Genomic DNA, 24,667 nt, shown 5'->3' with positions numbered 1-24,667 from the left:
AGTCCTGCTCGTGAGGGGCGGCCGCGGACCGGCAGCTGGGGGGGGCCGGAGGTCGGCGGTCGCGGACCGGGCCGCCTCGGGAGCGGACGCCGGGCCGGGCCCGCACGGTGACTCTTGCGGCTCGCGGAACGGACCCGGGAAGCGCGTGGCAACCGTACGTGGCCGCCGTACGACGAGCCGCCGCCCCCCGCGGCGCGCCCGGGACGCCATGCCGGCCCGGGGAAACGCCCCGCGCTTCCCCGGGCGAGAATGTCCCGAGCATGACGAAAGGACGGCCGTGAGTTCTGCCGAGACCTCCGCCGACGGCGGCACCGCCGCCGAGCGGCCCGCGCGGCCCGTCCGGGGACGGCCGCGCAGCGAGGCCGTGGAACGGGCCATCGTCGAGGGGACGATGAAGCTGCTGGAGGAGGGCGTGCCGCTCGGTGAGCTGTCCATCGAGCGGATCGCCCGCACCGCGGGGGTCGGCAAGGCGGCCATCTATCGTCGCTGGAAGGGCAAGGAGGAGCTGTTCGTCGACGTCCTGCGGGCGGTGGAGCCGGAGGAACCCGAACTGCCCGGCACCTCCATGCGCGACGACCTCGTGGCCCTGCTGGAGTGGCTGCGCCGGCGCGGACTGGCCAGCCGCTCCTCGGCGCTCCTGCGCACCGCCCAGGCCCAGATGAAGAGCAGCCCCAAGATCTGGGAGGCGTACCACCACACGGTCATCGCGCCCCGGCGCCGGCTGGCGGCCGAGGTGCTGCGACGCGGCCAGCGCGACGGTGAGATCCGCGCCGACCTCGACGTCGACCTGGTCAACGACCTGTTCACCGGCCCCATGCTGGTGCGTGCCGTCCTGCGGCCCGACGCCGACCTCACCGAAGGCCTCGCGGAACGCATAGTCGACACGCTGCTCTGCGGTCTGGGACCGACCGGTACGCCGCCCGCAGGTACACAGCCCGCAGGTACGCAGCCCGCCGGTACGCAACCCGCCGGTGCAGAGTCCGCCGGTGGGGGTGTCGGCCCACGCTCCGTCAGTTCCCCGGCGGAGCCGCCCGAATGTGCGCGTTCCGTCACAGACCCTCCCTGACGGCCCGCGTTCGGAACCCCCGGCGCCGCTCCGTTCGTCCTCGTGCCCGTTGGGCCGTCATGGGACGGCGGGATCCGAGCCGATCATCCCCTAGGGTCGTACGCACGGGGGAGAGACGGTGTGCACGGCAGGTAGTGAGGCGACAGTATGGCGCAGCAGGCGTATGTGACGGAGACGGACAACGGCGGCTCGGGTCCCGAGCGTCGGAGAGCCCGGCTTCGGCGCCTGTTCGTACGACTGGCCGGACGCCTGTCGGCCGGCTGGCGCGGTGATCCGCGGATCTGGCGCCGCGGCCTCCTTCTCGCCGCACTCGCGCTGCTGCTCGCCCTGGTGATGCTGCTGCACTCGCGCATCCCCAACCGGTTCGGCAACCTCGGCAGTCTCACGGAGACGTTCCTGCCGTGGCTCGGCGTCTGCGTCCCGGTGTTCCTGGTGCTGGCGTTCGTGCGCAGGTCGGCGACCGCGCTGATCGCCCTGGTGCTGCCGGCCGTGGTCTGGCTGAACCTCTTCGGCGGGCTGCTGGGCGACAAGACCGGTGGCGGCGGCGGGGGTGACCTCACGGTCGCCACGCACAACGTCAACGCCGACAACGCCGACCCCTCCGGCACCGCGCGCTCCGTGGCCGCCTCCGGGGCGGACGTACTGGCCCTGGAGGAGCTGACCGAGTCGGCCGTGCCGGTGTACGAGAAGGCGCTCGCGGCGACCTACCGCTACCACTCCGTGCAGGGCACGGTCGGGCTGTGGAGCAAGTACCCGCTGAGTGACGTGGCGGCCGTCGACATCAAGCTGGGCTGGGTCCGCGCGATGCGCGCCACGGTGACCACGGCCGAGGGGCCGGTCGGCTTCTACGTCGCCCACCTGCCGTCGGTCCGCGTGAAGCTCCAGGCCGGGTTCACCGCCCGCCAGCGCGACAAGAGCGCGGACGCGCTCGGCGAGGCGATCGCCGGCGACCCGCTGAGCCGCAAGGTCCTGCTCGGCGACCTCAACGGCACGATGAACGACCGCTCGCTGAACGCCGTCACCTCGCAGATGCGGTCCGCGCAGGGCGCCGCGGGGAGCGGGTTCGGCTTCAGCTGGCCGGCGTCGTTCCCGATGGCGCGGATCGACCAGATCATGGTGACGGGCGTGGAGCCGCTCACCTCCTGGACGCTGCCGCGGACGAGCAGCGACCACTTGCCGGTCGCGGCACGTGTGAAGGTCACCACACCGTAACCTCCCGGAATACCGGGCCGGAGAGACTTTGTTCCGTAGTTGAACATACGATGACGGAACTCTCTCTGAAAGGCACAGGCTCTCCCATGCCCCTGGCCCTGCTCGCCCTCGCCGTGGGTGCCTTCGGCATCGGCACCACCGAGTTCGTGATGATGGGGCTGCTGCCCGACGTCGCCCACGACCTCGGCACCTCCATCCCGACCGCCGGACACCTCGTCTCCGCCTACGCGCTCGGCGTCGTCATCGGCGCCCCGCTGCTCGCGGTGGTCACGGCGCGGATGCCCCGCCGCACGGTCCTGATCTCCCTCATGGTGCTGTTCGTGGCCGGCAACGCCGTGTCCGCCTTCGCCCCGGGCTACGACTCGCTCCTGGCCGCCCGCTTCCTCAGCGGCCTCCCGCACGGCGCCTTCTTCGGCGTGGGCGCGGTGGTGGCCACGAACCTGGTCGCGCCGGACCGCAAGGCCCGCTCGGTCTCGCTGATGTTCCTCGGCCTAACGGTCGCCAACATCGCGGGAGTCCCGGTCGCCACGCTCGTCGGCCAGCACTTCGGCTGGCGGGCCACGTTCCTCGGCGTCAGCGCGATCGGGCTGGCGGCGATCGCGGCGCTGGCCCTGCTCATCCCGGCCGGCCACACCCACGCCGCCCCCACCGGCGGCCTGCGCGGCGAACTGGTCGCCCTTCGCTCCCTCCCGGTCTGGCTGGCGCTCGGCACGACGGTCGCCGGCTTCGGCGCCCTCTTCTCCGCCTACAGCTACGTGACGCCGATGCTGACGGACGCCGCCGGGTACGCCGACGCCAGCGTGACGCTGCTGCTGGCGCTGTTCGGCGTCGGCGCGACCGTCGGCAACCTGCTCGGGGGACGCCTGGCGGACGTCGCGATGCGGCGCACGCTGTTCGGGGGCCTCACGGCCCTGGTGGCCGTCCTCGCCCTCTTCCCGCTGCTGATGCGCACGCAGTGGAGCGGGGCGCTGGCGGTGGTCCTCCTGGGCGTCGCGGCCTTCGTCGCGGGCACCCCGCTCAACCTGATGGTCATGGAGAAGGCGTCCTCCGCCCCCTCCCTGGCGTCCTCCGCCAACCAGGCGGCCTTCAACCTGGCGAACGCCGGGGGCGCCTGGATCGGCGGCCTGGCGCTCGCCGCGGGCTTCGGCGTGACGTCCCCGGCGGTCACGGGCGCGGGGCTCGCGGTGCTCGGACTCGGGGTCGCCGCGACGGCGGCCGTGGTGGACCGGCGGCGGGAGTCGTCCCGGGCGGGCCACGTGGTCGCCGCTCACACGCCCGAGCGGTCGGGCGTACTGCATCACTGAGCTTCTTCGAGTCCGCCCCCGACCAGGTGGCGGATCACGAAGCGCGACGAGCGAGGTTCCGGGCTGTCGACCGAGATGTCCGACGTCTCGACCACGGTGCCCGGAGCCTCGCTCGTGGTGCGACCCCGGACCTCCGTGACGCGTGGTCGCCGGGCGTCGTTCGGCTTCCCCGCGCCCGCGCCCTCACCGGATTCGGCGGAGGCCGGCGGTGATACGCCTCAACGCTTCGGAGGTCGTGGGCGTTTCAGAGGGCGCTCCGATCGGAGATCGTCGGAAGAACCTTCTCGGCGATGCCGAGGAGGACCGCGTCGTCCGGGAGTGCTCCGGACTCGCTCCACACGGTGATGTCGTAGAAGCCACCCCGGTCCTTGCTGTCGAGCGCCACGGAGAGCGTCCTGGCCAGGGGACCCTCCTGCACCGGCCCGCTGGATCCCTCACCCCCGAAACTGATCTCGAACTTCATGGTGTGCTCGGAGGACAGGAACGCGGGCCGGCCCAGGACCGTGAGCGTTTTGAGGTGCTTCTCCACCTCGTCACCCGCGATCTTCACCAGCTGCACGTACTGGGCGGTCGACAGCTCGTTGTAGGTGGCCGACAGGTTCACGGTGTACGTGTCGAACGTGACCTTGGCCTCGGGCTCCGCGACCTTCCCGTCGGTCAGGGCGGCGGTGTTGCTGGTGCCGGAGGCCGAGGTCGCTATCTCCGAGGGCGTTCCGAGGAGTCGCGCCAGGTCGGGCCGGTTGAGCGCCTCGCACAGCTCGTCACCGGTCACGGGCCGGGGCGTCTTCGCGTAGGCCGCCGGCAGCGCCTCGTCCTCCGTGTCCGAACACGATGCGGGCCGCGGTGCGTTGACGTCGTCCGGCAGCACGCGCGGGGCCAGCCACAGCGCGGCCGCGAGTGCGCCGAACACGGCCACGGCCGCGACGGCCTGACCCCACGGGTTGGGCTCCTTCTCCGCGGCGGCCGGGCCGGGAGGCGAGCCGGCTCCGGCCGGTGGCGGGACCGGTATCTGTGCCGGTGCCGTCCCCTGTGTCGCCACCGGTGCCGCCCCCGGTGCCGCCCCGTGTGCTGTCACCGGTGCTGTCACCTGGGCCTGTGCCCAGGCCCGAGTGACGGCGTCGCCCGGTGCCCCGTCCGCGGAGGCCGCCGGAGCGGGGTTCCGGCGCGCGCGCAGCGCCCGGACCACCAGGCGGACGCGTACCGCGGTGAACAGCAGGAACACCGCGGCGAGACCGGCCGCGACCAGGTCGTGATCGTGGACGGCGAGGTACGAGATGCGTACGCCGAGGACGGACCCGAGGGCGATGAGCAGGGGCTCACGCACCCAGAAGGGCAGAACGCGCAGGAGTAGACCGAGCATCCGGTGATCTCACCAGGTCAAGCACGCGTACGCCATGGTGGAAGCCACAATTCCGGGAACAGTCGGGCCCTGCCGACGCCGCAGCCCCGCCAGAACCCCGCAGGGACGGTGCCTCGGCCGACGCCCCGGAACGGCCCGTTCGCACCGGACCGGCCTGTGGCCCGCCCCCTGAATCCACGCCCCGACGCCGGGCCGGCGCGCCGATCGGGGCCGGGCCGCGGCCGGACTCGGCGGTGCCGGTGGCCGACAGGAGTACGGGGACGGCGCGTGCGTCGGGGTCGGGGACCTCGACGCGGACGTGCCCGTGGGGCGTGTCGGTGACGCGGACCGTCACCGGGGTGCCCTCGCCGAGGCGGTGAGGAATGGCCATCATGGGCACAACACCCCGGCACCGGCCTCGCGATGATCCGCTGAAGGCGTGCGCCCATCCCCGGCCTCGCCCCCGTCCGGACTCCGAGGTCCCGGACGGCCCCCGCCGTCGTCCTCGGCGCCACCGCCCGGGCACCCTTCGTCGCGTCACTCAGGGGCTGCACCGGGCGCCGGGGACGAGCCCCCGGCGCCCGGTCTGCCACCAGGACGAGGTCAGCGTTCCGCCACCGCCGGGTCGATCCGGGCGACGTCGCGCAGCCAGGCCTCGGCCGTGCTGTCGGACGGTGCCCGCCAGTCGCCGCGCGGGGAGAGCGAACCTCCGGCCGAGACCTTCGGCCCGTTCGGCATGGCCGAGCGCTTGAACTGGGCGAACGCGAAGAAGCGGCGGCAGAAGACCTCCAGCCAGCTCCGGATCTCCGGCAGGTCGTACGCCACCCGCTTGGCCTCCGGGAAGTTCGGCGGCCAGGCGCCGGCCTTGGCGTCGTGCCAGGCGTGCCAGGCCAGGAAGGCGATCTTCGACGGCCGGAAGCCGTAGCGCAGCACGTGGAACAGGGTGAAGTCGTGCAGCGCGTAAGGGCCGATCTTCGACTCGGTGGACTGCATCTCCTCACCCGGCACGAGTTCGGGGCTGATCTCGGTGGAGAGGATCGCGGCGAGGATCCTCCCGGTCTCCTCGTCGAACTGGCCGCTGCCGATGATCCAGCGGATCAGGTGCTGGATCAGCGTCTTGGGCACACCGGAGTTGACGTTGTAGTGGCTCATCTGGTCGCCCACGCCGTACGTGGACCAGCCGAGCGCCAGCTCCGACAGGTCGCCGGTGCCCAGCACGATGCCGCCGCGCTGGTTGGCGAGCCGGAACAGGTAGTCGGTGCGCAGGCCGGCCTGCACGTTCTCGAAGGTGACGTCGTAGACCGGCTCGCCGGAGGCGAACGGATGGCCCATCTCCTCCAGCATCAGCCGTGCGGTCGGCGTGATGTCCAGCTCGGCCGCGGTGACGCCGAGGGCGCGCATCAGCTGGTGCGCGTTGTCCTTGGTGTGGTCGCTGGTGGCGAAGCCGGGCAGGGTCCAGGCCAGGATGTCGCTGCGCGGACGCCCCGCGCGGTCCATCGCGCGCGCCGCGACGATCAGCGCGTGCGTGGAGTCGAGACCGCCGGACACCCCGATGACGACCTTCGGGCCGCCGATCGAGGCCAGCCGCTGCTGCAATCCCGCGACCTGGATGTTGTACGCCTCGTAGCAGTCCAGGGCGAGCCGGTCGGGGTCGGCCGGCACGAAGGGGAACCGCTCGACGCGGCGGCGCAGCCCCAGGTCGGTGACGGGCGGGGCGAGTGCGAACGACACCGTCCTGAAGTCGCCGGTCCGCGCGGAATGCGTACGGCGGTTCTCGTCGAACGTGCCCATCCGCATGCGCTCCTGCCGCAGCAGGTCGAGGTCCACGTCGGCCACCGCGTACTGCTCGTCGAGCGGGAAGCGGTCGGACTCCGCCAGCAGTACGCCGTTCTCGTAGATGAGGGTCTGCCCGTCCCAGGACAGGTCGGTGGTCGACTCGCCCAGCCCGGCCGCCGCGTAGACGTACGCGGCGAGGCAGCGGGAGGACGCGGAGCGGCACAGCAGCTTGCGGTCCTCGGCCCGGCCGACCGTGATCGGGCTGCCCGAGAGGTTGACCAGGACGGTCGCGCCGGCCAGCGCGGCCTCGGCGCTGGGCGGCACCGGGACCCACATGTCCTCGCAGACCTCGGCGTGCAGCACCAGGCCCGGCACGTCCGCCGCCTCGAAGAGCAGGTCCACGCCGAACGGCACGTCCTGGCCGCCGACCCGGATCGTCCCGCCGCGCTCGTCGTCGCCCCCGGCGATCTGCCGACGCTCGTAGAACTCACGGTAGTTCGGCGGGTACGACTTGGGCACGACGCCGAGGACCCGGCCGCGGTGCACGACCACCGCGCAGTTGTAGACCCGGTTGCGGTGGCGCAGCGGGGCGCCGACGACCAGGACGGGCAGCAGCTCCGCCGCTCCCGCGACCACCTCCCGGAGCGCCTCCTCGACCTGGTCGAGCAGCGCGTCCTGGAGCAGCAGGTCCTCGATCGAGTACCCGCACAGCGCCAGTTCGGGGAAGACGGCGACGGCGACACCCTCCTCGGCGCACCGGCGGGCGTGGCGCAGGACCGCTTCGGCGTTGGCGTGCGGGTCCGCGATGACGGTGTGGCCCGTGCACGCGGCGACGCGCGCGAAGCCGTGCTGATAGATCGACCAGAAGTTCACACCGGCAGTGTAATCGTCAGTGCGACACGATGGGGGGGGGAGGCGTGTGCGGGAGGTGTGGATCCTCCCGGCGCACGGCGCACGGCGCACGGCGCACGGCGCACGGCGCCGCAGGGGGCGGGGGCAGGGGGCAGGGGGCAGGGGGCAGTGGGCCGCAGGCCGCAGGGGGCGCGGGACGGTCGGTCCCGCGCCCCCCCGGGACGCCGTGGCAGTCCTGGCCTCAGCGCCTCATCGCCGCCGGTACGACTCGACGTAGCCGTTCGCGGGCGTTCCCACGCCGGTGACGTCGTCGTACCCCTTCACCGCGGCCAGCGAGCTGTCCTTGCCGAGGCTGCGGACGGAGGTCAGCAGGCCGTCCGTCGCGTCGTAGGAGTTGGCGAAGTCGACGCGTGCCACGGCGAGGGCCGAGCCCGTCGGGTCGTCCGTGACGTCGTGGTAGACCCGCGATCCGGAGCGGGAGTAGATCGCCGGGTTGGCGAACCCGATCGGCCTGCCGCCGCGGGCCTCCTGGGCGAGGGCCTGGACGGCCGCGACGACCGGCGCGGCCAGCGAGGTGCCGCCGATGCGGTACTCGCTGTACTGCTGCGAGCCGTCCGGGAAGGTCTGCGTCTGGCCGACCCTGAAGCCGGTGTTCGGGTCGGCGATCGCCGAGATGTCCGGGACGACGCGGTTGCCGGCGGCGCTGTTGGCCGTGGCGAGCGCGTGCGGCACGACACCCTTCTGGTAGTACGGCTCGGCGACGGTTCTGCTGGTGCCGCCGCCCGCGCCCGAGGTGAACGCGCCGGGGAAGTCGGTCCAGCTCCCGCCGTCCGCGGAGAGCGAGGCCTTCTCGGTGCCCCAGCCGGTCTCCCACAGGTAGGTGTCGTTCCTGCCGACCGCCAGCGAGGTCCCGCCGACCGCCGTCACCCACGCCGAGTCCGCCGGCACGTCGACCTGCTTGGTCCCGGTGTTGGCGACCTCGTCGCCGTCGTCGCCGGAGGAGAAGTAGAAACCGATTCCCTCGACCGCGCCCAGCTGGAACACCTGGTCGTAGGCGGCCGCCAGTTCGGGCGTCTGGTTGGCCTCCACGTCGCCCCAGGAGTTGGAGACGATGTCGGCCAGGTGGTTGTCGACGACCTTGCCGAGCGAGTCGAGCAGGTCGTCGTCGTAGCAGGAGGCGGCGCCCACGTAGGTGACGTTCGCGGCGGGCGCGACCGCGTGCACGGCCTCGACGTCGAGGGTCTCCTCGCCGTACCAGCCGGCCGCCCCGCACTCCTCGGTCCTGGTGTAGTTCTTCGGCAGGACCTGGGTGAGCTGCCCCGTCCGCCAGGCCGCGTCGCCGTGCTTGCGGGCGTAGGAGGCCGCGTCGGAGGCGATGGTCGGCGAGGCGTAGGCGTCGGTGATGGCGACGCGCACCCCCTTGCCGGTCCGGCTGCCCGCGCCGTACGCGGCCCGCAGCTGCCTGCCGGTGTACCCCCGCACGGCGTACGGGATCTTCGCGCCGTACGCCTCCGGCAGCGAGGTCGCCACGTCGGAGCCGTAGTACGAGGAGAACGGCCCGGAGTTCCTGAACACCGCGTCCGGCGGCGGGAGCACGTCCTTGGCGCTCGCCTTGTGCGGGGCGTCGTCCAGGCCGGTCACGGCGAGCACCGCGCCGCCCAGGCTCGCCGGCACGGAAGCCGCGGCCGCCGGGGCGCGGTAGGTCTTCGCGCCCTTGGTGTAGTCGTGCAGCTGGGTGCCGAACGCCTTCTCGGCGGCGGCCACGTCGCCGCCGACCGAGACGTAGTGCCGCGTGACGCCGGTGATCTTCAGCCCGGCGGCGGTGAGCCAGGACCTGACCGCGGCCACCTGCGCGGTGGTCGCGCCGAAGCGGGCCTGCGTCTCGGCGGCGGTCAGGTACCTGCCGTAGGCGGCGGAGGAGGGGTCGGAAACCGCCTTCGCGTACGCGGCGAGACCGGTGGCGTCACGGCCCGCCAGGTAGACGCGGGCCGAGACGCCCGCGCCGTCCGGGGTGGCGCCCCGGTCCGCCTTCGCCGTGGCCCAGGCGGGCCTGGTGCCGGCCAGCGTCGTGCGGGACGGGCCGTCCGCGGCGTGCGCCGCGGGGATGCCGAGCGTCAACGCGCCGGCGATCATCGGCAGTGTCGCCGCCATGCTCGCTCCGGCGCGCAGCGCGGCACGTGTGGATCTCATGGGACCCCCTGGTAGGTGGTTCGTCGCGAGTGGATCACCCGACGGTGGCCACTCTGGCGATGAACCGTTCATGCCAGGGGAATGCGGAGACCAAGAAGAACCCTGCCCGCGCCAAGAAGCTCCCAAGGCTCCTGCGTGCGGGGCGATTTGACTCGTACGTCCGCCACCGGACGGCCCCGTCCCGCTACGAACGCGGCGCGGCACCCCGTGACTTGAGCAGGTCGGCCATCAGCTGGATCTCCGACCGCTGGGCCTCGACCATGCCCTGCGCGAGCCGCTTCTCCACGCCCACCGCGCACTTGTCCGCGCAGCCCTCGGCCATGTGGACGCCACCCCGGTGATGGTCCGTCATCAACTGGAGGTAGAAGATCTCCGCCTGCCTGCCGTTCAGCGTGCCGAGCTTCTTCATCTCGGCGTCGGTGGCCATGCCCGGCATCAGCGCGCCGTCCTCGCCGGACGCCATGCCGGCCATGCCCATCCAGGTCATCGGCTCGTCCGAGGACACCTTGGGCAGCCCCCACAGGTCGAGCCAGCCGATCAGCATGCCGCGCTGGTTGGCCTGCGTCTGCGCGATGTCGTAGGCGAGCCGCCGCACCTCCTCGTCCTTCGTGCGGTCGCGCACGATGTACGACATCTCGACGGCCTGCTGGTGGTGCACCGCCATGTCCCGGGCGAAACCGGCGTCCGCCGACTTCGCCGAGGGCACGTCGGAACCGTTGTCACCGGCGACGGAGTAGCTGATCGCCCCGGCCGCGACCAGCACCCCGGCCACGGCCACGGCGACTCCCGCGTACCTCACTTCGACAGACCGCCCGTGCACGCGGCGCCCGGCTCCGGCGTCTGCTCGCCCTGGACGTACTTCTCCAGGAACTTGGCCACGTTCGGGTCGCTCGCCCCGGTCACCGTCCGCTGGTGGCCCCACGCGGTCAGCACGATCGGATCGGCCTGCTTGTCGTCCGGGCTCATCAGCGTGTACGGCGTCTTCTTCACCTTCGCCGCCAGCGCGTCCACGTCGGCCTTCGGCGCCTTGGGGTTGTACGTCACCCAGACCGCGCCGTGCTCCAGCGAGTGCACCGCGTTCATGTTGTTCAGGGCCTTGGTGTAGACGTCGCCGTCGCAGTTCATCCACACCTGATTGTGGTCGCCGCCGACGGGCGGCTCCATCGGGTAGCTGACCGACTTGGTGACGTGGGTGCGCCCCAGCGTGCCCTTCCAGGTCTTCACGCCGTCCGAGCCGGTGACGAAGCTGCCCGAGGTCTTGGCGTCGGTGGCGGAGTCGTCGTCCGACTGCGACCGCACGAGGAACACGGTGCCGGCGACCAGCGCGGCGACCACGACGGCGCTTGCCGTGATCGTGAGGATCCGGTTGCGGCGCTCGCGCGACTGCTCGGCACGGCGCATCTCCTCTATGCGCGCCTTGCGCGCCGCGCTGGTGTTCTTCTTGGCGGAACCCATGGGACCTGTCCTTCTGGGGAAAGGGGGCGGAACGGTCGGGGCGTGCGGGGCGTGCTCCGGGCCTGCGGGGCGTGCTGGGGGTGCGGGGCGTGCGCGGTGGCCGCGGCTGTTCGAGTCGTTCGGTTCCGCTGATCGTAATGGGGGAACCGGCCGAACCCGTAGGCAGGTCACGGCCAAGGGCGGGCGGGGGCGACGCGGCGCCGACGGGCGCGAAGGGGTGCGCGGGGAAGGCGGCGGGGGCCGGGCGTTACGGATGTCGGTCCGAGCAGGCAAGATGGGCGGGGAGCGGTACACCTGCCGTACGCGAGGCGTTCACTCCGGGGTCGACCGGACGATCAAGGTGCGCAACGCGCACGAAATGGTGTTGTGGTGGGATGCTCAGGTGCCCGACCGCCTCCCGCGATGCGGGAGTCAGGCGGCCTGACCAGCAAGGATGGGGAAGCGGAAGATGGACAAGCAGCAGGAGTTCGTGCTCCGGACGTTGGAGGAGCGCGACATCCGGTTCGTACGCCTGTGGTTCACGGACGTGCTGGGCTTCCTCAAGTCCGTCGCCGTGGCCCCGGCCGAACTCGAACAGGCATTTGACGAAGGCATCGGCTTCGACGGCTCCGCCATCGAGGGATTCGCCCGTGTGTACGAATCCGACATGATCGCCAAGCCGGACCCGTCCACCTTCCAGGTCCTCCCCTGGCGGGCCGAGGCCCCCGGCACCGCCCGGATGTTCTGCGACATCCTCATGCCGGACGGCTCCCCGTCCTTCGCCGACCCCCGGTACGTCCTCAAGCGGGCCCTCGCCCGCGCCTCCGACCTGGGCTTCACCTTCTACACCCACCCCGAGATCGAGTTCTTCCTGCTGAAGGACCGCCCCCTCGACGGCTCGCGCCCCACCGCCGCCGACAACTCCGGCTACTTCGACCACACCCCGCAGAACATCGGCATGGACTTCCGCCGTCAGGCGATCACCATGCTGGAGTCGATGGGCATCTCGGTCGAGTTCTCCCACCACGAGGGTGCCCCCGGCCAGCAGGAGATCGACCTGCGGTACGCCGACGCGCTCTCCACCGCCGACAACATCATGACGTTCCGCCTGGTCATGAAGCAGGTGGCGCTGGAGCAGGGCGTCCAGGCGACCTTCATGCCGAAGCCGTTCTCCGAGCACCCCGGCTCCGGCATGCACACCCACCTCTCCCTGTTCGAGGGCGACCGCAACGCGTTCTACGAGTCGGGCTCCGAGTACCAGCTCTCCAAGGTCGGCCGCTCCTTCATCGCGGGCCTGCTGAAGCACGCGGCGGAGATCTCGGCCGTCACCAACCAGTGGGTCAACTCCTACAAGCGCATCTGGGGCGGCTCCGAGCGCACCGCCGGCGCCGGCGGTGAGGCCCCCTCGTACATCTGCTGGGGCCACAACAACCGCTCGGCCCTGGTCCGCGTCCCGATGTACAAGCCCGGCAAGACCGGCTCGGCCCGTATCGAGGTCCGCTCCCTCGACTCCGGCGCCAACCCCTACCTGGCCTACGCCATGCTGCTCGCCGCCGGCCTCAAGGGCGTCGAGGAGGGCTACGAGCTGCCGCCGGGCGCCGAGGACGACGTGTGGGCCCTGTCCGACGCCGAGCGCCGGGCGATGGGCATCGAGCCCCTCCCGCAGAACCTCGGCGAGGCCCTGACCCTGATGGAGCGCAGCGACCTCGTCGCCGAGACCCTCGGCGAACACGTCTTCGACTTCTTCCTGCGCAACAAGAAGTCGGAGTGGGAGGAGTACCGCAGCGAGGTCACCGCCTTCGAGCTGCGGAAGAACCTGCCGGTGCTGTAACCCACGGCGTCCGCGCACGGCGTCCGCGCACGGCGTCCGCGCGCCGCCCCGTACGGCGAGAGGGCCGGCGGCTGATCATCAGCCGCCGGCCCTCTCGTGTTCCGCGCGCGGGTCAGGCCGCGGTGGTGCTCCGGGCGCTCCGCCAGGCGTCGAGGACGTGCTCGGGCAGCGGACCGCGCGCCGGAACCGTCAGGCCGGTGGTGCGGGCCCAGGCGCGGACCGCCTTCGGGTCGTGGCCGGGCTCCCCGGACATCCGGTGCAGCCGGTCCCGGTGGGCGCGGGCCTCGGCCAGCCGCCGCACCAGGTCCCGCACCTCCGCGTCCAGCTGCTCCGCCGACCGCGGCCGACTGGCCGGGAACCAGCGGGTCAGCAGCGAGCCGCCCACCGTCAGCAGCATCACCAGCGCGCTCGCCGCCACCGGCGCCCCGTCGGCGATCGGCGGCGCGTCCGCCGGCGGCCGTGCCACGAGGAGCGCCGCCACCGCGCTGGACCCGGTGAACCCGATGTAGCCGAGCCAGCCGCTGCACATCCGCGAGAAGGCGTCGTCCGCCCGGGCGCGCACGGCCTTGGCGACGGCCGGCCCGACGACGAGGCAGGCCGCGTAGGCGAGGACGTACCAGAGGGGGTCGGCCGGGGCGAGGGCGTTCAGGACGGCGCGGGTGCTGGTGCCGGCTCCCAGGAAGAAGATCACGCCGTGCCAGCTCGGCCGCTTCCCGTACCAGGTGTTCGGCCGGCCGTGGCTGTCCAGCCACCAGGGAATCGATACCGCCCAGCCGTCCGCGCGCGTATCCTTCCGAACAGAAGAGAAGGCCATTGTCTGCGTCCTTTACACGCGTCAGTGGTAGAAGATCGCGCCCGATTCGCCGTCCGGCTCGATTTCTTCTCTTTCACACGACCCCCCGGTTCTGGCCGGGGGGTCGTTCTCCGATGCTTCAAGACTGGCGCACCGCGCGTGCGGGAAGCAAGTCCCCAAGGCCCTCAATGATTTCCTTTTCCGCAGGTCAGGGTGGCATTTTCCATGATCCACTCATCAAGCGGGAAGTGAATCACAACAACGGGCTGTCGCCTCGCATCAAGCGCTGCTACGTTCGCGCGATGGCACCTCCCCCGCACAGGCATGTGCTGAACGACATCGGAAATCATCGGGACCTGATCCGTTATGCCGTCGCGTCCCACATAGCGCGCCTCGACGAGCGTGGGGAATTCCAGGTGTCGAACAAGGAACTCGCCCAGCGGCTCGGGATGAAGGAGACCCAGTTCTCCCACGCGCTCGGTGAGGCGGCCGACCGGTTCGGCGACGCCCAGCTCGCGCGGCTCGACCTGATCATGACGGCGCTCGGCGTGGAGCACGCGGGCGGGCTCGGTGCCCTGGCCGTACGGCTGCGGGGCTCCCAGGACCAGGTGGGCCCGGTCGGTCGAACCGCACACCCCGGCCAGCCGGCACGGCGAACTCCTCGCCCGGGTGAGCGACGACGAGGACATCGTGCTCGCGCAGGTCGAGGCCCTCGTCTCGCAGTTGCGCGTCCTGGCCGACCTGCGCAGGCCCATGCACCGGCAACTGCGCGACCGCCGGGACACGGTCCGCAAGCTGGTCGCCCGGCTGATCCTGATCGGCGCCGCGCCCCCCACCCGCCGCAACGTCGAGGCGCTGATCTGGCTGGGCACCCTGTCCGGATACGCCTTCGACCTGATGGCGGGCCAGCTGGAGCAGACCGTGCGGACGGCACCCCTGGGGTTCCGGGTGTGGCGGGCGGTCACCAAGAGCGTCCTGCTGAACACCGCGAAGTCCGCCCACGCCGACAAGGTCGCGCTCAACGCGCTGCGCGCCTGTGTGCGGCGGCTGCTGGGCGACGCCGAGAAGCTGCGCCTGACCAGCCTGTACCCGGGACGTTCCCTGGACCTCGAACTCGCCATCGCCGTCCCCGCGGACTGGTCCGCGCCGACCGGCCCGCAGGACGAGGACGGCGACTGGGTCGGCCGGATGCTGCTCACCCGCGCCCGGAACCGGGACGCCACCCTGCGGGAGCGCGGGACCGCCGCACACGGCCTGTGGCAGCGGGCCGTCGCGGGCCGCGGCTGGGGCCCCGCGGTCGTCAGGAAGCATCTCGAGGCACTCATCGGCGACTTCGAGGAGGCCCGGGACCGCCCGGACATCGCCCTCGGCCTGCGCTGGACCGCCGCCACGCTCCGGGTGGTGATGGAGCAGGGCAAGGAGGTGTGCAACGACTGGCCCGACACCGACAAGCCGTGGTTCCGGACCGTGATGGCCGCCGCCGAGCGTCTCGGAGCCGACCCGAGCATCCCGGACCACGTACGGCCGGCGACGCGCACACTGTTCGAACACGCCCTGCTGCAGAACGCCGGGGTGCCGCGCCGCCAGGCCATCGACACCATCGTCGCGGCCGGCTGGGCCGAGCAGGTCGCCACCGCGCTGATCGAGGTCCTGGCCCAGGAGAGGGACGAGTCCTGGCTGCGGATCCGCGCCCTGTTCGCCCTGGGCTTCCTCCAGTGCCGCTCCGAGCACGTCGAGGACGCCCTGGTCGAGGCCACCGTCCTGGCCCACGGGAAGCTGTTCGGGCACCCTCCGGGCGAGCACCAGGCCACCGTCACCGAACTGCACGCCGCGCTGTTCAGCGTGGGCGACTGCTTCGGCGCCCGGGGGGCGGAGGCGCAGGCCCGCGCGGTCCGCAAGCGGCTCAAGGGGGTCCTGACGGAGCTGGCGACCCACGGCGGCACCCACACGCGGCAGGCCTGGCCGGTCGCCCGCGCCACCGCCTATCTGCTGACCGTCACCGCGCAGGACCGCGAGGACGACGAACCCGACCTGGCCGAGGGACTGCTCACCGCCCTGACCCTGCACCGCGACGAGGTGACCGGCAAGCTGAGCGCCTGGGCCCTCGACTTCCGGTTCGGCGACGACGCCAAGCACACGGTACGGCCCCTGATCGCCGCCGCCGGGCGGTCCTGAGTGGCGCCCGGCCCGGATCGGGCGCCGCATGCCCGTTGCCCGGCAGGCGGGAGGGTGACGGCAGGGCCTACGCCCCCGGTTGCCCGGCGAGGGCGGCGAGGACCTGGTGCAGCGGTTCCGTGGCGCGGCGGCGGTATTCCTGGACGGCCCAGCCGTTGCCGTCCGGGTCCTTGAAGTACATGAACGTCGCGCCGTCCTGCGGGGCGAACCGCTGCGGCTCGCTCACCTCCAGGCCACGGGCGGTCAGCTCCTCGTAGGCCGCCTTCGCGTCCGTCACGCAGAGCTGCAGGCCGTGGTACGTCCCCGGGGTCGGCGTGCCCGTCGGCATCTGGAGGCCGTCCGCCAGGGCGATCGAGCAGCCCGAGCCGGGCGGTGTGAGCTGCACGATCCGTACGCCGTCCATCACCTCGCCGTCGAGGTCCACGTGGAAGCCGACCTTGTCCCGGTAGAACTCCTTGGCGCGGTCCACGTCGGACACCGGCAGCAGGATGACTTCGAGGGTCATGTCCATGGCGTGACTCCTTTGTCGCGGCCGTCATGCGTGCCGTACGGCCGCCTCGGGGCGCCCTGAGACACATGGCTGCCCCCCAGACAACCCGAAGGCCGGCCGGGGCGCCACCGCGCCGACGCGGGTTAGGCTCGAGCCCGTACGACCTTGATCGGAGTCGAGGAGGCCGGGTATGACGGGGCCGGGGCGCAGAAGCAGCACCTTCACGCGACTGCTGCGGCACGGGTTCACCGATGCCTCCGCCGCCGAACGTCTCCTGGACGGCGCCGAGCTGTCCGCGGTGCGCAACGACCCGGTGCTGCTGGAGGCCCTCGGCCGCACCGCCGATCCCGACCTCGCCCTCCAGGGGCTCGTCCGGCTGCTGGAGGCACAGCCCGGCGCCGGCGCCCGGCGCGAGCTGATCGACACCGTGATAGCCGCCAAGCCGCTGCGCGACCGGTTGCTCGGGGTGCTCGGGGCCTCCTCCGCCCTCGCCGACCACCTCGCCCGGCACCCCCGCGACTGGGAGGCCCTGGTCACCTACGAGCCACGCGACCTGCACCCCGGCGTGGAGGAGTTCGAGCGCGGGCTCGCCGAGGCCGACGACCCGGTGTCGCTGCGGGTCGCCTACCGGCGCTGCCTGCTGTCCATCGCCGCCCGCGACGTGTGCGGGACCACCGATCTCGCCGAGACCGCCGCCGAACTGGCCGATCTGGCCACCGCCACCCTGCGGGCCGCCCTCGCGCTCGCCCGCGCCGCCGCCCCCGACGACGCCGCGCTGTGCCGGCTCGCGGTGATCGCGATGGGCAAGTGCGGCGGACACGAGCTGAACTACGTCTCGGACGTCGACGTCATCTTCGTCGGCGAGGCCGTCGACGGGGCCGACGAGGGCAAGGCGCTGCGCGCCGCCACCAAGCTCGCCTCGCACATGATGCGGATCTGCTCGGAGACCACCGTGGAGGGGTCCATCTGGCCCGTCGACGCCAACCTGCGGCCCGAGGGCCGCAACGGCCCCCTGGTGCGGACGCTCAGCAGCCACCTCGCCTACTACCAGCGCTGGGCCAAGACCTGGGAGTTCCAGGCCCTGTTGAAGGCCCGGCCGGTGGCCGGGGACCTGTCGCTGGGCGCGGAGTACGTCGCCGCCGTCGAGCCGCTGGTGTGGCAGGCCGCCGAGCGCGAGAACTTCGTCGCCGACGTGCAGAAGATGCGGCGGCGGGTCGTCGAGAACATCCCCGTCGCCGAGGTCGACCGCGAACTCAAGCTGGGACCGGGCGGCTTGCGGGACGTCGAGTTCGCCGTCCAGCTGCTCCAGCTGGTGCACGGGCGGGCCGACGCCTCGTTGCGCAGCGGCACCACCCTCGACGCCCTGCAGGCGCTCGCCACCGGGGGCTACGTCGGGCGCAGCGACGCCGTCCAACTCGACGCCGCGTACCGGTTCCTGCGCTCCATGGAGCACCGCATCCAGCTGTACCGGCTGCGGCGGACCCACCTCGTCCCCGAGCGGGAGGGCGACCAGCGGCGGCTCGGACGCTCCCTCGGGCTGCGGGCCGACCCGGTGGCCGAGCTGAACCGCGAGTGGAAACGGCACGCCGCCGTCGTACGGCGTCTGCACGAGAAGCTGTTCTACCGGCCGCTGCTGGACGCCGTGGCCCAACTCCCCTCCGGCGAGGTGCGGTTGAGCACCGAGGCCGCCCGTGAGCGACTCGTCGCGCTCGGATACGCCGATCCGGCCGCGGCGTTGCGGCACCTGGAGGCGCTGGCGTCCGGGGTGACCCGCAAGGCGGCGATCCAGCGGACACTGCTGCCCGTACTGCTCGGCTGGTTCGCCGACTCCGCGGAACCGGACGCCGGACTGCTCAACTTCCGCAAGGTGTCGGACGCCCTGGGCAAGACGCCCTGGTACCTGCGGCTGCTGCGTGACGAGGGGGCCGCCGCGGAGAACCTGGCCCGCGTGCTGTCGGCGGGGCGGCTCGCCCCCGACCTGCTGATGCGGGCGCCCGAGGCCGTCGCGCTGCTCGGGGACGGCGCCGCGGGCGGCCTGGCGCCGCGCGGGCGGCCCCATCTGGAGCAGGAGATCCTCGCCGCGGTCCGTCGCGCGGACGGTGCCGTGCAGGGGGTCACCGCGGCGCGCGGGGTACGGCGGCGAGAGCTGTTCCGCACGGCCGCCGCGGACATCGTCGCCTCCTACGGCACGGAGGCGCAGCCCGTCGAGGCCGACCAGGGCGCCCTCGTCGACCTGGTCGGCGGGGCTGTCTCCGACATCACCGCGGCCACCCTGGCCGGCACCCTGCGGGCCGTCGTGCGGGAAGGCTGGGGCGACACGCTGCCCACCCGGTTCGCGATCATCGGCATGGGGCGGTTCGGGGGGCACGAGCTGGGCTACGGCTCCGACGCGGACGTGCTGTTCGTGCACGAACCCCGCGAGGGGGTCGACGAGCACGAGGCGGGGCGGGCCGCCAACGCGGTCGTCGCCGAGATGCGGCGGCTGCTGCAGGTGCCGAGCGCCGATCCACCGCTGCTCGTCGACGCCGACCTGCGGCCCGAGGGGAAGTCCGGGCCGCTCGTGCGCACGCTGAAGTCGTACGAGGCCTACTACCGGCGCTGGTCGCTGGGGTGGGAGTCGCAGGCGCTGCTGCGGGCCGAGCCGGTCGCCGGGGACGAGGAGCTGGGGCGGCGGTTCGTCGAGCTGATCGACCCGCTGCGGTATCCGCGGGCCGGGCTCGGCGAGGACGCGGTGCGGGAGATCCGGCGGCTGAAGGCGCGGATGGAGTCGGAACGGATGCCTCGCGGCGCCGATCCCAAGCTGCACACCAAGCTCGGGCCGGGCGGGCTGTCGGACGTCGAGTGGACCGTGCAGCTGATGCAGCTGCGGTACGGGGCGCGGGAGGCGGGGCTGCGGACCACGCGCACGCGCGGCGCGCTGGCCGCGGCCCGGGACTGCGGGCTGCTGTCGGAGGAGGACGCGGCGACGCTGGACGAGGCCTGGGTGCTGGCCACCCGGGTGCGGAACGCGGTGATGCTGGTGCGGGGGCGGGCCGGGGACACCTTCCCGACCGATCCCCGCGAGCTGGCCGCCGTGGGGCGCTACCTGGGGTACGGGCCCGGTCACGTCGGGGACATGCTCGACGACTACCGGCGGAACGGGCGGCGGGCCAGGGGAGTCGTGGACTCGCTCTTCTACGGAGCGTGACCTCTCCGGCGGGGGCGGTGCGGTGGGTGCGGTGCGCCCCTCTCACGGTCGGGCGCACCGCGTGCCCCTAGGCTGCCGCTGCCGCTGCCGCTGCCGCTGCCGCTGCCCGACCCGGCGGGGGCGGGCCGCGCGCCGGGCTACGGTCTCGGCGGCGGCTGTCGCGGCAGGGCGTACGGCAGGGCGCCGTACCAGACCCGGGCGACCGTGTAGCCGAGGGCGAGGCAGATGAAGCCGCCCACCGCGTCCAGCCAGAAGTGGTTGGCCGTGGCGACGATGACGATCAAGGTGACGGTCGGGTAGAGCAGGCCCAGGAGGCGCACCCACGGGAGTCCGGCCAGGGCGAAGATCGTCAGGCCGCACCACAGGGACCAGCCGATGTGCATGGAGGGCATCGCGGCGTACTGGTTCGACATGCTCTTGAGGTCGCCGGAGGCCATCGAGCCCCAGGTCTGGTGGACGACCACGGTGTCGACGAACTCGTTGCCGTGCATCAGACGCGGCGGGGCGAGCGGATACAGGTAGTAGCCGACCAGGGCCACGGCCGTGGCGGCGAACAGGGCCAGGCGCGCTCCCGCGTAACGGCCGGGGTGGGCGCGGTAGAGCCAGACCAGGACGCCCAGGGTCAGCACGAAGTGCAGCGTGGCGTAGTAGTAGTTCATCCCGACGATGAGCCAGGTCACCGAGTTGACGGCGTGGTTGACGGACTCCTCGACGGCGATGCCGAGGTGGTGCTCCATCCGCCAGATCCAGTCGGCGTTGCGCAGGGCTTCGGTCCGCTGCTCCGGGACCGCGTTGCGGATCAGTGAGTAGGTCCAGTAACTCACCGCGATCAACACGATCTCGAACCAGAGGCGCGGCCGGCGCGGAGTGCGCAGGCGCTGCAACGGACCCGGGCGTTCTCCGGCCGTGACAGGCGCTGGGGCGGCCTTGTCACGGCCTTCCAGTGACGTCACGGTCGGTTCACCCATGGACACAGAGTCTGCCAGAAAAGCCTTCTCCTCCGATCATCCCCTGGTCCGATACGCCCCGCATGTTCTCCCACCGGGGAACCCCCGGGGGTACGGCGAAGGTACTGCCCCGATGCGGGCTTCTCCGCCCTACGGACGATTCCGCTCGCCGGGCGCCGAGGCCGTCGAGCCGCGCACCACCAGCTCCGGCATGAACACGAACTCGCTGTGGGGGGCGGGCGTGCCGCCGATCTCCTCCAGCAGCGTGCGCACCGCCGCCTGGCCCATCGCGGGGACCGGCTTGCGGACCGTCGTCAGGGGCGGGTCGGTGAAGGCGATCAGGGGCGAGTCGTCGAAGCCGACGACCGAGATGTCGTGGGGGACGGACAGGCCGCGCTGGCGGGCCGCCCGTATCGCGCCGAGGGCCATCATGTCGCTGGCGCAGACCACCGCCGTGCAGTCGCGGTCGATCAGGGCCACGGTGGCGGCCTGGCCGCCCTCCAGCGTGTAGAGGGAGTGCCGGACCAGATCGCGCTCGACCGTCTCCGCGTCCAGTCCGAGGGTGTCCTGCATGGCGCGGACGAAGCCCTCGATCTTGCGCTGCACCGGGACGAAGCGCTTCGGGCCGAGCGCCAGACCGATCCGGGTGTGGCCCAGGGAGGACAGGTGGGTGACCGCCAGGGTCATCGCCGCCCGGTCGTCGGGGGAGATGAACGGCGCCTGCACCTTGGGGGAGAAGCCGTCGACGAGGACGAAGGGGACGCCCTGCGCGCGCAGCTGCTCGTAGCGCTGCATGTCGGCGGTGGTGTCCGCGTGCAGACCGGAGACGTAGATGATGCCGGCGACCCCGCGGTCCACCAGCATCTCGGTCAGCTCGTCCTCGGTGGAGCCGCCCGGGGTCTGGGTGGCGAGGACCGGGGTGTAGCCCTGACGGGTCAGCGCCTGGCCGATGACCTGGGCCAGGGCCGGGAATATGGGGTTCTCCAGCTCGGGCGTGATCAGGCCGACCAGGCCCGCACTGCGCTGGCGCAGGCGGACGGGGCGCTCGTAGCCCAGGACGTCCAGAGCGGCGAGCACGGACTGGCGGGTGGTGGCGGCGACGCCGGGCTTCCCGTTGAGGACGCGGCTGACGGTCGCTTCGCTCACCCCCGCCTGGGCGGCGATGTCGGCAAGCCGTGTGGTCACAGGGGTGGACTGTACCGGCCAGGTGTCCCCTTGCCCACCGAACGGGCGCCGCCGGCTACCTGTGGGCAGGCGCCGACCGGGCTGCTGCGTCATCGCGCTCCCTCGTGAAAGTGATGGCAAGAGCTTGCAGAGTCTTGCACAACCCGCCCCTGACCGCTCCACCGTGGGAAAGAAGCGTCTCATGGCGGTCGCCAAGAGGTCACGTCCGGATAACTTCGGCGCTCTCTTGCGCATCTTTTCTGCAAGGTCTTTCGCAACGCTTACATCGCTGTTACGTTCTGGACGCCCGACGGCGGCAATGGCGCGGTCGGCAAGTCGACAGGGGCGGCGGACGGGGCCGCTTCCTGAGCTACACGGGCTTTCACCCTCAAGGAGAAACAATGCGGCGTGGCATAGCGGCCACCGCGCTGGTGGCGTCCCTCGCCCTCGCGGCGACGGCCTGCGGCGGAAGTGGCGACGGCGGCGACTCGGCCGACGGTCCGGTCACCATCACCTGGTGGGACACCTCCAACGGCACGAACGAGGCGCCGACGTACCAGGCCCTGGTCAAGGAGTTCGAGGCCGCCAACAAGGACGTCAAGGTCAAGTACGTCAACGTCCCGTTCGACCAGGCCCAGAACAAGTTCGACACGGCCGCCGGTTCCAAGGGCGCGCCGGACGTGCTGCGCTCGGAGGTCGGCTGGACCCCCGCCTTCGCCAAGAAGGGCTTCTTCCTGCCGCTGGACGGCACCGAGGCCCTCGCCGACCAGGCGAAGTTCAAGCCGAACCTGATCGAGCAGGCGAAGTACGAGGGCAAGACGTACGGCGTGCCGATCGTCACCGACACCCTCGCGCTCGTCTACAACAAGGCGATCTTCGCCAAGGCCGGCATCACCGAGGCGCCCAAGAGCTGGGACGACCTGAAGACCGCCGCCGCGACCATCAAGGCGAAGACCGGCGTCGACGGCTACTGGGGCTCCACCCAGGCCTACTACGCCCAGTCCTTCCTCTACGGCGAGGGCACCGACACCGTCGACGCCGACGGCAAGAAGATCACCGTCAACTCGGCGGCGGCGAAGAAGGCGTACGGCACCTGGCTCGGCCTGTTCGACGGCAAGGGCCTGCACAAGGCGGACACCACCGCCGACGCCTACGCCCACATCCAGGACGCGTTCGTCAACGGCAAGGTCGCCGCGATCGTCCAGGGCCCCTGGGAGATCACGAACTTCTACAAGGGCTCGGCGTTCACCGACAAGAAAAACCTGGGCATCGCCACCGTCCCGGCCGGCTCGACCGGCAAGGCGGGCGCCCCGACCGGCGGCCACAACCTCTCGGTCTACGCCGGCTCGGACGCCGCCCACCAGAAGGCCGCGCTGAAGTTCGTCAACTTCATGACCTCCGCCAAGGCCCAGGCGACCGTCGCGCAGAAGAACTCCACGCTGCCGACGCGCGACGACGCCTACACCGCCGCGGTCAAGGCCGACCCGGGCATCGCCGGCTACCAGACCGTGCTGTCCGCCGCCCAGCCGCGCCCGGCACTGCCGGAGTACAGCTCCCTGTGGGGCCCCCTGGACACCGAACTGCCCAAGATCGCGGGCGGCAAGGAGTCCCTCGACAAGGGCCTGAGCACCGCCGAGACCGCCATCGCCAAGCTGGTGCCGGACTTCAGCAAGTGAGCCCGGGCGGCCGCCGGATCACCCCCGCACGGGGAGTGATCCGGCGGCCACCGGCCCGTACCCAGGGCCTCTCGTTCGGATCATGCCGGGGCCGCGGGTCCTCCGCCCGGCGATGCACGGCACCGGGCCCCGCTCCCGGATCAGGCCTGATCCGGCCTGATCCGGCCTGATCCGCACGAGAAGACCCCAGCCCGCCCCTGATCTTCGAATTTCCAGAAGGTGTCGAACCATGACAGTCGCCATCGACCGCGCGACCGGCAAGCGCCGCGGTGACGCGCCGCGCCCCGGGCTGGGGCAGCGCCTGAAGCACGGTTACCAGAAGCACTGGTACGCCTACGTCATGATCGCCCCGGTCGTGGTCGTTCTCGGCGTCCTCGTGCTGTACCCCCTCGGGTACGGCATGTACCTCACCCTCACCGACGCCAACAGCCTCAACACGGCCCGCACGATCGGCGTCAACGAGATCGAGGCCACCTACCGGTTCATCGGCCTGGACAACTACGCCGACATCCTGTGGGGCGAGACCGCCTACGACCGCTTCTGGTCCCACTTCATCTGGACGATCGTCTGGACGGCCTCCTGTGTGGCCCTGCACTACACCATCGGGCTCGGCCTCGCCCTCCTGCTCAACCAGAAGCTGCGCGGCCGCACCTTCTACCGGCTGATCCTGGTCCTGCCCTGGGCGGTGCCGACCTTCGTCACCGTCTTCGGCTGGCGGTTCATGCTCTCCGACGGCGGCATCATCAACTCCGCCCTGGAGAGCCTGCACCTGCCCACACCGCTGTGGCTGGAGGACACCTTCTGGCAGCGGTTCGCCGCGATCATGGTCAACACCTGGTGCGGTGTGCCCTTCATGATGGTCTCCCTGCTCGGCGGCCTCCAGTCCATCGACTCCACGCTCTACGAGGCCGCCGAGATGGACGGCGCCAACGCCTGGCAGCGGTTCCGCCACGTCACCCTGCCCGGCCTGCGATCGGTCAGCTCGACCGTCGTGCTCCTCGGCATCATCTGGACCTTCAACCAGTTCGCCGTGATCTTCCTGCTGTTCGGCACCACCGCGCCGGAGGCCCAGATCCTCGTCACCTGGGCGTACTACCTCGGCTTCGGACAGCAGCCGCGTGACTTCGCCCAGTCGGCGGCCTACGGCATCCTGCTGCTGGCCATCCTGATCGTCTTCACCTCGTTCTACCGCCGTTGGCTGAACCGCAACGAGCAGCAGCTCGCGATCTGA

General features: G+C 71.9%; 17 protein-coding genes and 1 pseudogene. 8 read left to right on the top strand and 10 right to left on the bottom strand.

Features of this window, described 5'->3' with window-relative positions; translation table 11 throughout:
- Positions 1-208: 208 nt before the first annotated feature.
- The 3 genes and pseudogenes from ACFYO5_RS02400 to ACFYO5_RS02390 all read left to right on the top strand — a co-directional run.
- Positions 209-919: pseudogene (locus tag ACFYO5_RS02400) on the top strand (TetR/AcrR family transcriptional regulator); the annotation flags it as partial.
- Between the two features lie 294 nt (positions 920-1,213).
- Positions 1,214-2,278, top strand: a complete 1,065-nt coding sequence (locus ACFYO5_RS02395; RefSeq protein WP_388703250.1) for an endonuclease/exonuclease/phosphatase family protein — start codon at positions 1,214-1,216, stop codon at positions 2,276-2,278.
- Positions 2,279-2,364: 86 nt separating this feature from the next.
- On the top strand, positions 2,365-3,582 hold the full coding sequence (locus tag ACFYO5_RS02390; RefSeq protein WP_388703248.1) for an MFS transporter: 1,218 nt from the start codon (positions 2,365-2,367) through the stop codon (positions 3,580-3,582).
- Between the two features lie 244 nt (positions 3,583-3,826).
- Here ACFYO5_RS02390 and ACFYO5_RS02385 read toward each other — a convergent pair whose 3' ends face one another.
- The 5 genes from ACFYO5_RS02385 to ACFYO5_RS02365 form a co-directional block, all read right to left on the bottom strand.
- Entirely contained in the window at positions 3,827-4,942 is a 1,116-nt protein-coding gene (locus tag ACFYO5_RS02385) for a DUF6215 domain-containing protein (RefSeq protein ID WP_388703246.1), read from the bottom strand.
- Between the two features lie 582 nt (positions 4,943-5,524).
- Entirely contained in the window at positions 5,525-7,570 is a 2,046-nt protein-coding gene (locus tag ACFYO5_RS02380) for an NAD(+) synthase (protein WP_388703243.1), read from the bottom strand.
- A 228-nt stretch (positions 7,571-7,798) separates the two neighbouring features.
- On the bottom strand, positions 7,799-9,739 hold the full coding sequence (locus ACFYO5_RS02375; protein ID WP_388703240.1) for a protease pro-enzyme activation domain-containing protein: 1,941 nt from the start codon (positions 9,737-9,739) through the stop codon (positions 7,799-7,801).
- A gap of 184 nt (positions 9,740-9,923) precedes the next feature.
- Complete coding sequence (locus ACFYO5_RS02370) at positions 9,924-10,538, bottom strand: DUF305 domain-containing protein (protein ID WP_388703237.1); 615 nt, start codon at positions 10,536-10,538, stop codon at positions 9,924-9,926.
- Positions 10,535-11,194: a DUF3105 domain-containing protein gene (locus ACFYO5_RS02365; protein WP_388703234.1), complete on the bottom strand. Its 660-nt coding sequence runs from the start codon at positions 11,192-11,194 to the stop codon at positions 10,535-10,537. The genes ACFYO5_RS02370 and ACFYO5_RS02365 overlap by 4 nt, the downstream gene beginning before the upstream one ends.
- A gap of 448 nt (positions 11,195-11,642) precedes the next feature.
- Here ACFYO5_RS02365 and glnA point away from each other — a divergent pair, with 448 nt between their 5' ends.
- Positions 11,643-13,004: a type I glutamate--ammonia ligase gene (gene glnA, locus ACFYO5_RS02360; RefSeq protein WP_388703232.1), complete on the top strand. Its 1,362-nt coding sequence runs from the start codon at positions 11,643-11,645 to the stop codon at positions 13,002-13,004.
- A 112-nt stretch (positions 13,005-13,116) separates the two neighbouring features.
- On the opposite strand, the gene ACFYO5_RS02355 is transcribed toward glnA, so the two are convergent.
- Positions 13,117-13,818: a hypothetical protein gene (locus ACFYO5_RS02355; RefSeq protein ID WP_388703230.1), complete on the bottom strand. Its 702-nt coding sequence runs from the start codon at positions 13,816-13,818 to the stop codon at positions 13,117-13,119.
- Positions 13,819-13,982: 164 nt separating this feature from the next.
- Positions 13,983-14,354 (bottom strand): hypothetical protein, encoded by a 372-nt coding sequence (locus tag ACFYO5_RS02350; RefSeq protein WP_388703228.1) that lies wholly within the window; start codon positions 14,352-14,354, stop codon positions 13,983-13,985.
- Positions 14,355-14,466: 112 nt separating this feature from the next.
- Between ACFYO5_RS02350 and ACFYO5_RS02345 the strand changes: the two genes are divergently transcribed.
- Complete coding sequence (locus ACFYO5_RS02345) at positions 14,467-15,972, top strand: hypothetical protein (RefSeq protein ID WP_388703226.1); 1,506 nt, start codon at positions 14,467-14,469, stop codon at positions 15,970-15,972.
- Between the two features lie 67 nt (positions 15,973-16,039).
- On the opposite strand, the gene ACFYO5_RS02340 is transcribed toward ACFYO5_RS02345, so the two are convergent.
- A complete protein-coding gene (locus ACFYO5_RS02340) occupies positions 16,040-16,483 on the bottom strand; it encodes a VOC family protein (protein WP_388703223.1) in 444 nt (147 codons plus the stop codon).
- A 169-nt stretch (positions 16,484-16,652) separates the two neighbouring features.
- Between ACFYO5_RS02340 and ACFYO5_RS02335 the strand changes: the two genes are divergently transcribed.
- Positions 16,653-19,649 (top strand): bifunctional [glutamine synthetase] adenylyltransferase/[glutamine synthetase]-adenylyl-L-tyrosine phosphorylase, encoded by a 2,997-nt coding sequence (locus ACFYO5_RS02335; protein ID WP_388703220.1) that lies wholly within the window; start codon positions 16,653-16,655, stop codon positions 19,647-19,649.
- Positions 19,650-19,786: 137 nt separating this feature from the next.
- Here the strand turns inward: ACFYO5_RS02335 and ACFYO5_RS02330 are convergent, their stop codons facing one another.
- Together ACFYO5_RS02330 and ACFYO5_RS02325 are read right to left on the bottom strand one after the other, a co-directional pair.
- Positions 19,787-20,617 carry a phosphatase PAP2 family protein gene (locus ACFYO5_RS02330; RefSeq protein ID WP_388703217.1) on the bottom strand — a complete coding sequence of 277 codons (831 nt, stop codon included), beginning with the start codon at positions 20,615-20,617 and terminating at the stop codon, positions 19,787-19,789.
- Between the two features lie 129 nt (positions 20,618-20,746).
- Positions 20,747-21,781: a LacI family DNA-binding transcriptional regulator gene (locus ACFYO5_RS02325; protein WP_356559172.1), complete on the bottom strand. Its 1,035-nt coding sequence runs from the start codon at positions 21,779-21,781 to the stop codon at positions 20,747-20,749.
- Positions 21,782-22,161: 380 nt separating this feature from the next.
- Here ACFYO5_RS02325 and ACFYO5_RS02320 point away from each other — a divergent pair, with 380 nt between their 5' ends.
- Both ACFYO5_RS02320 and ACFYO5_RS02315 read left to right on the top strand, forming a co-directional pair.
- Complete coding sequence (locus ACFYO5_RS02320; RefSeq protein WP_388703215.1) at positions 22,162-23,436, top strand: extracellular solute-binding protein; 1,275 nt, start codon at positions 22,162-22,164, stop codon at positions 23,434-23,436.
- Positions 23,437-23,665: 229 nt separating this feature from the next.
- Complete coding sequence (locus ACFYO5_RS02315; protein WP_356559168.1) at positions 23,666-24,667, top strand: sugar ABC transporter permease; 1,002 nt, start codon at positions 23,666-23,668, stop codon at positions 24,665-24,667.

Origin of the sequence: Streptomyces sp. NPDC006259 (assembly GCF_042870975.1) — a bacterium.
Taxonomy (GTDB): Bacteria; Actinomycetota; Actinomycetes; order Streptomycetales; family Streptomycetaceae; genus Streptomyces.
The sequence above is the reverse complement of the archived record's forward strand: the minus strand, read 5'-3'. Positions and strand labels throughout refer to the sequence as shown.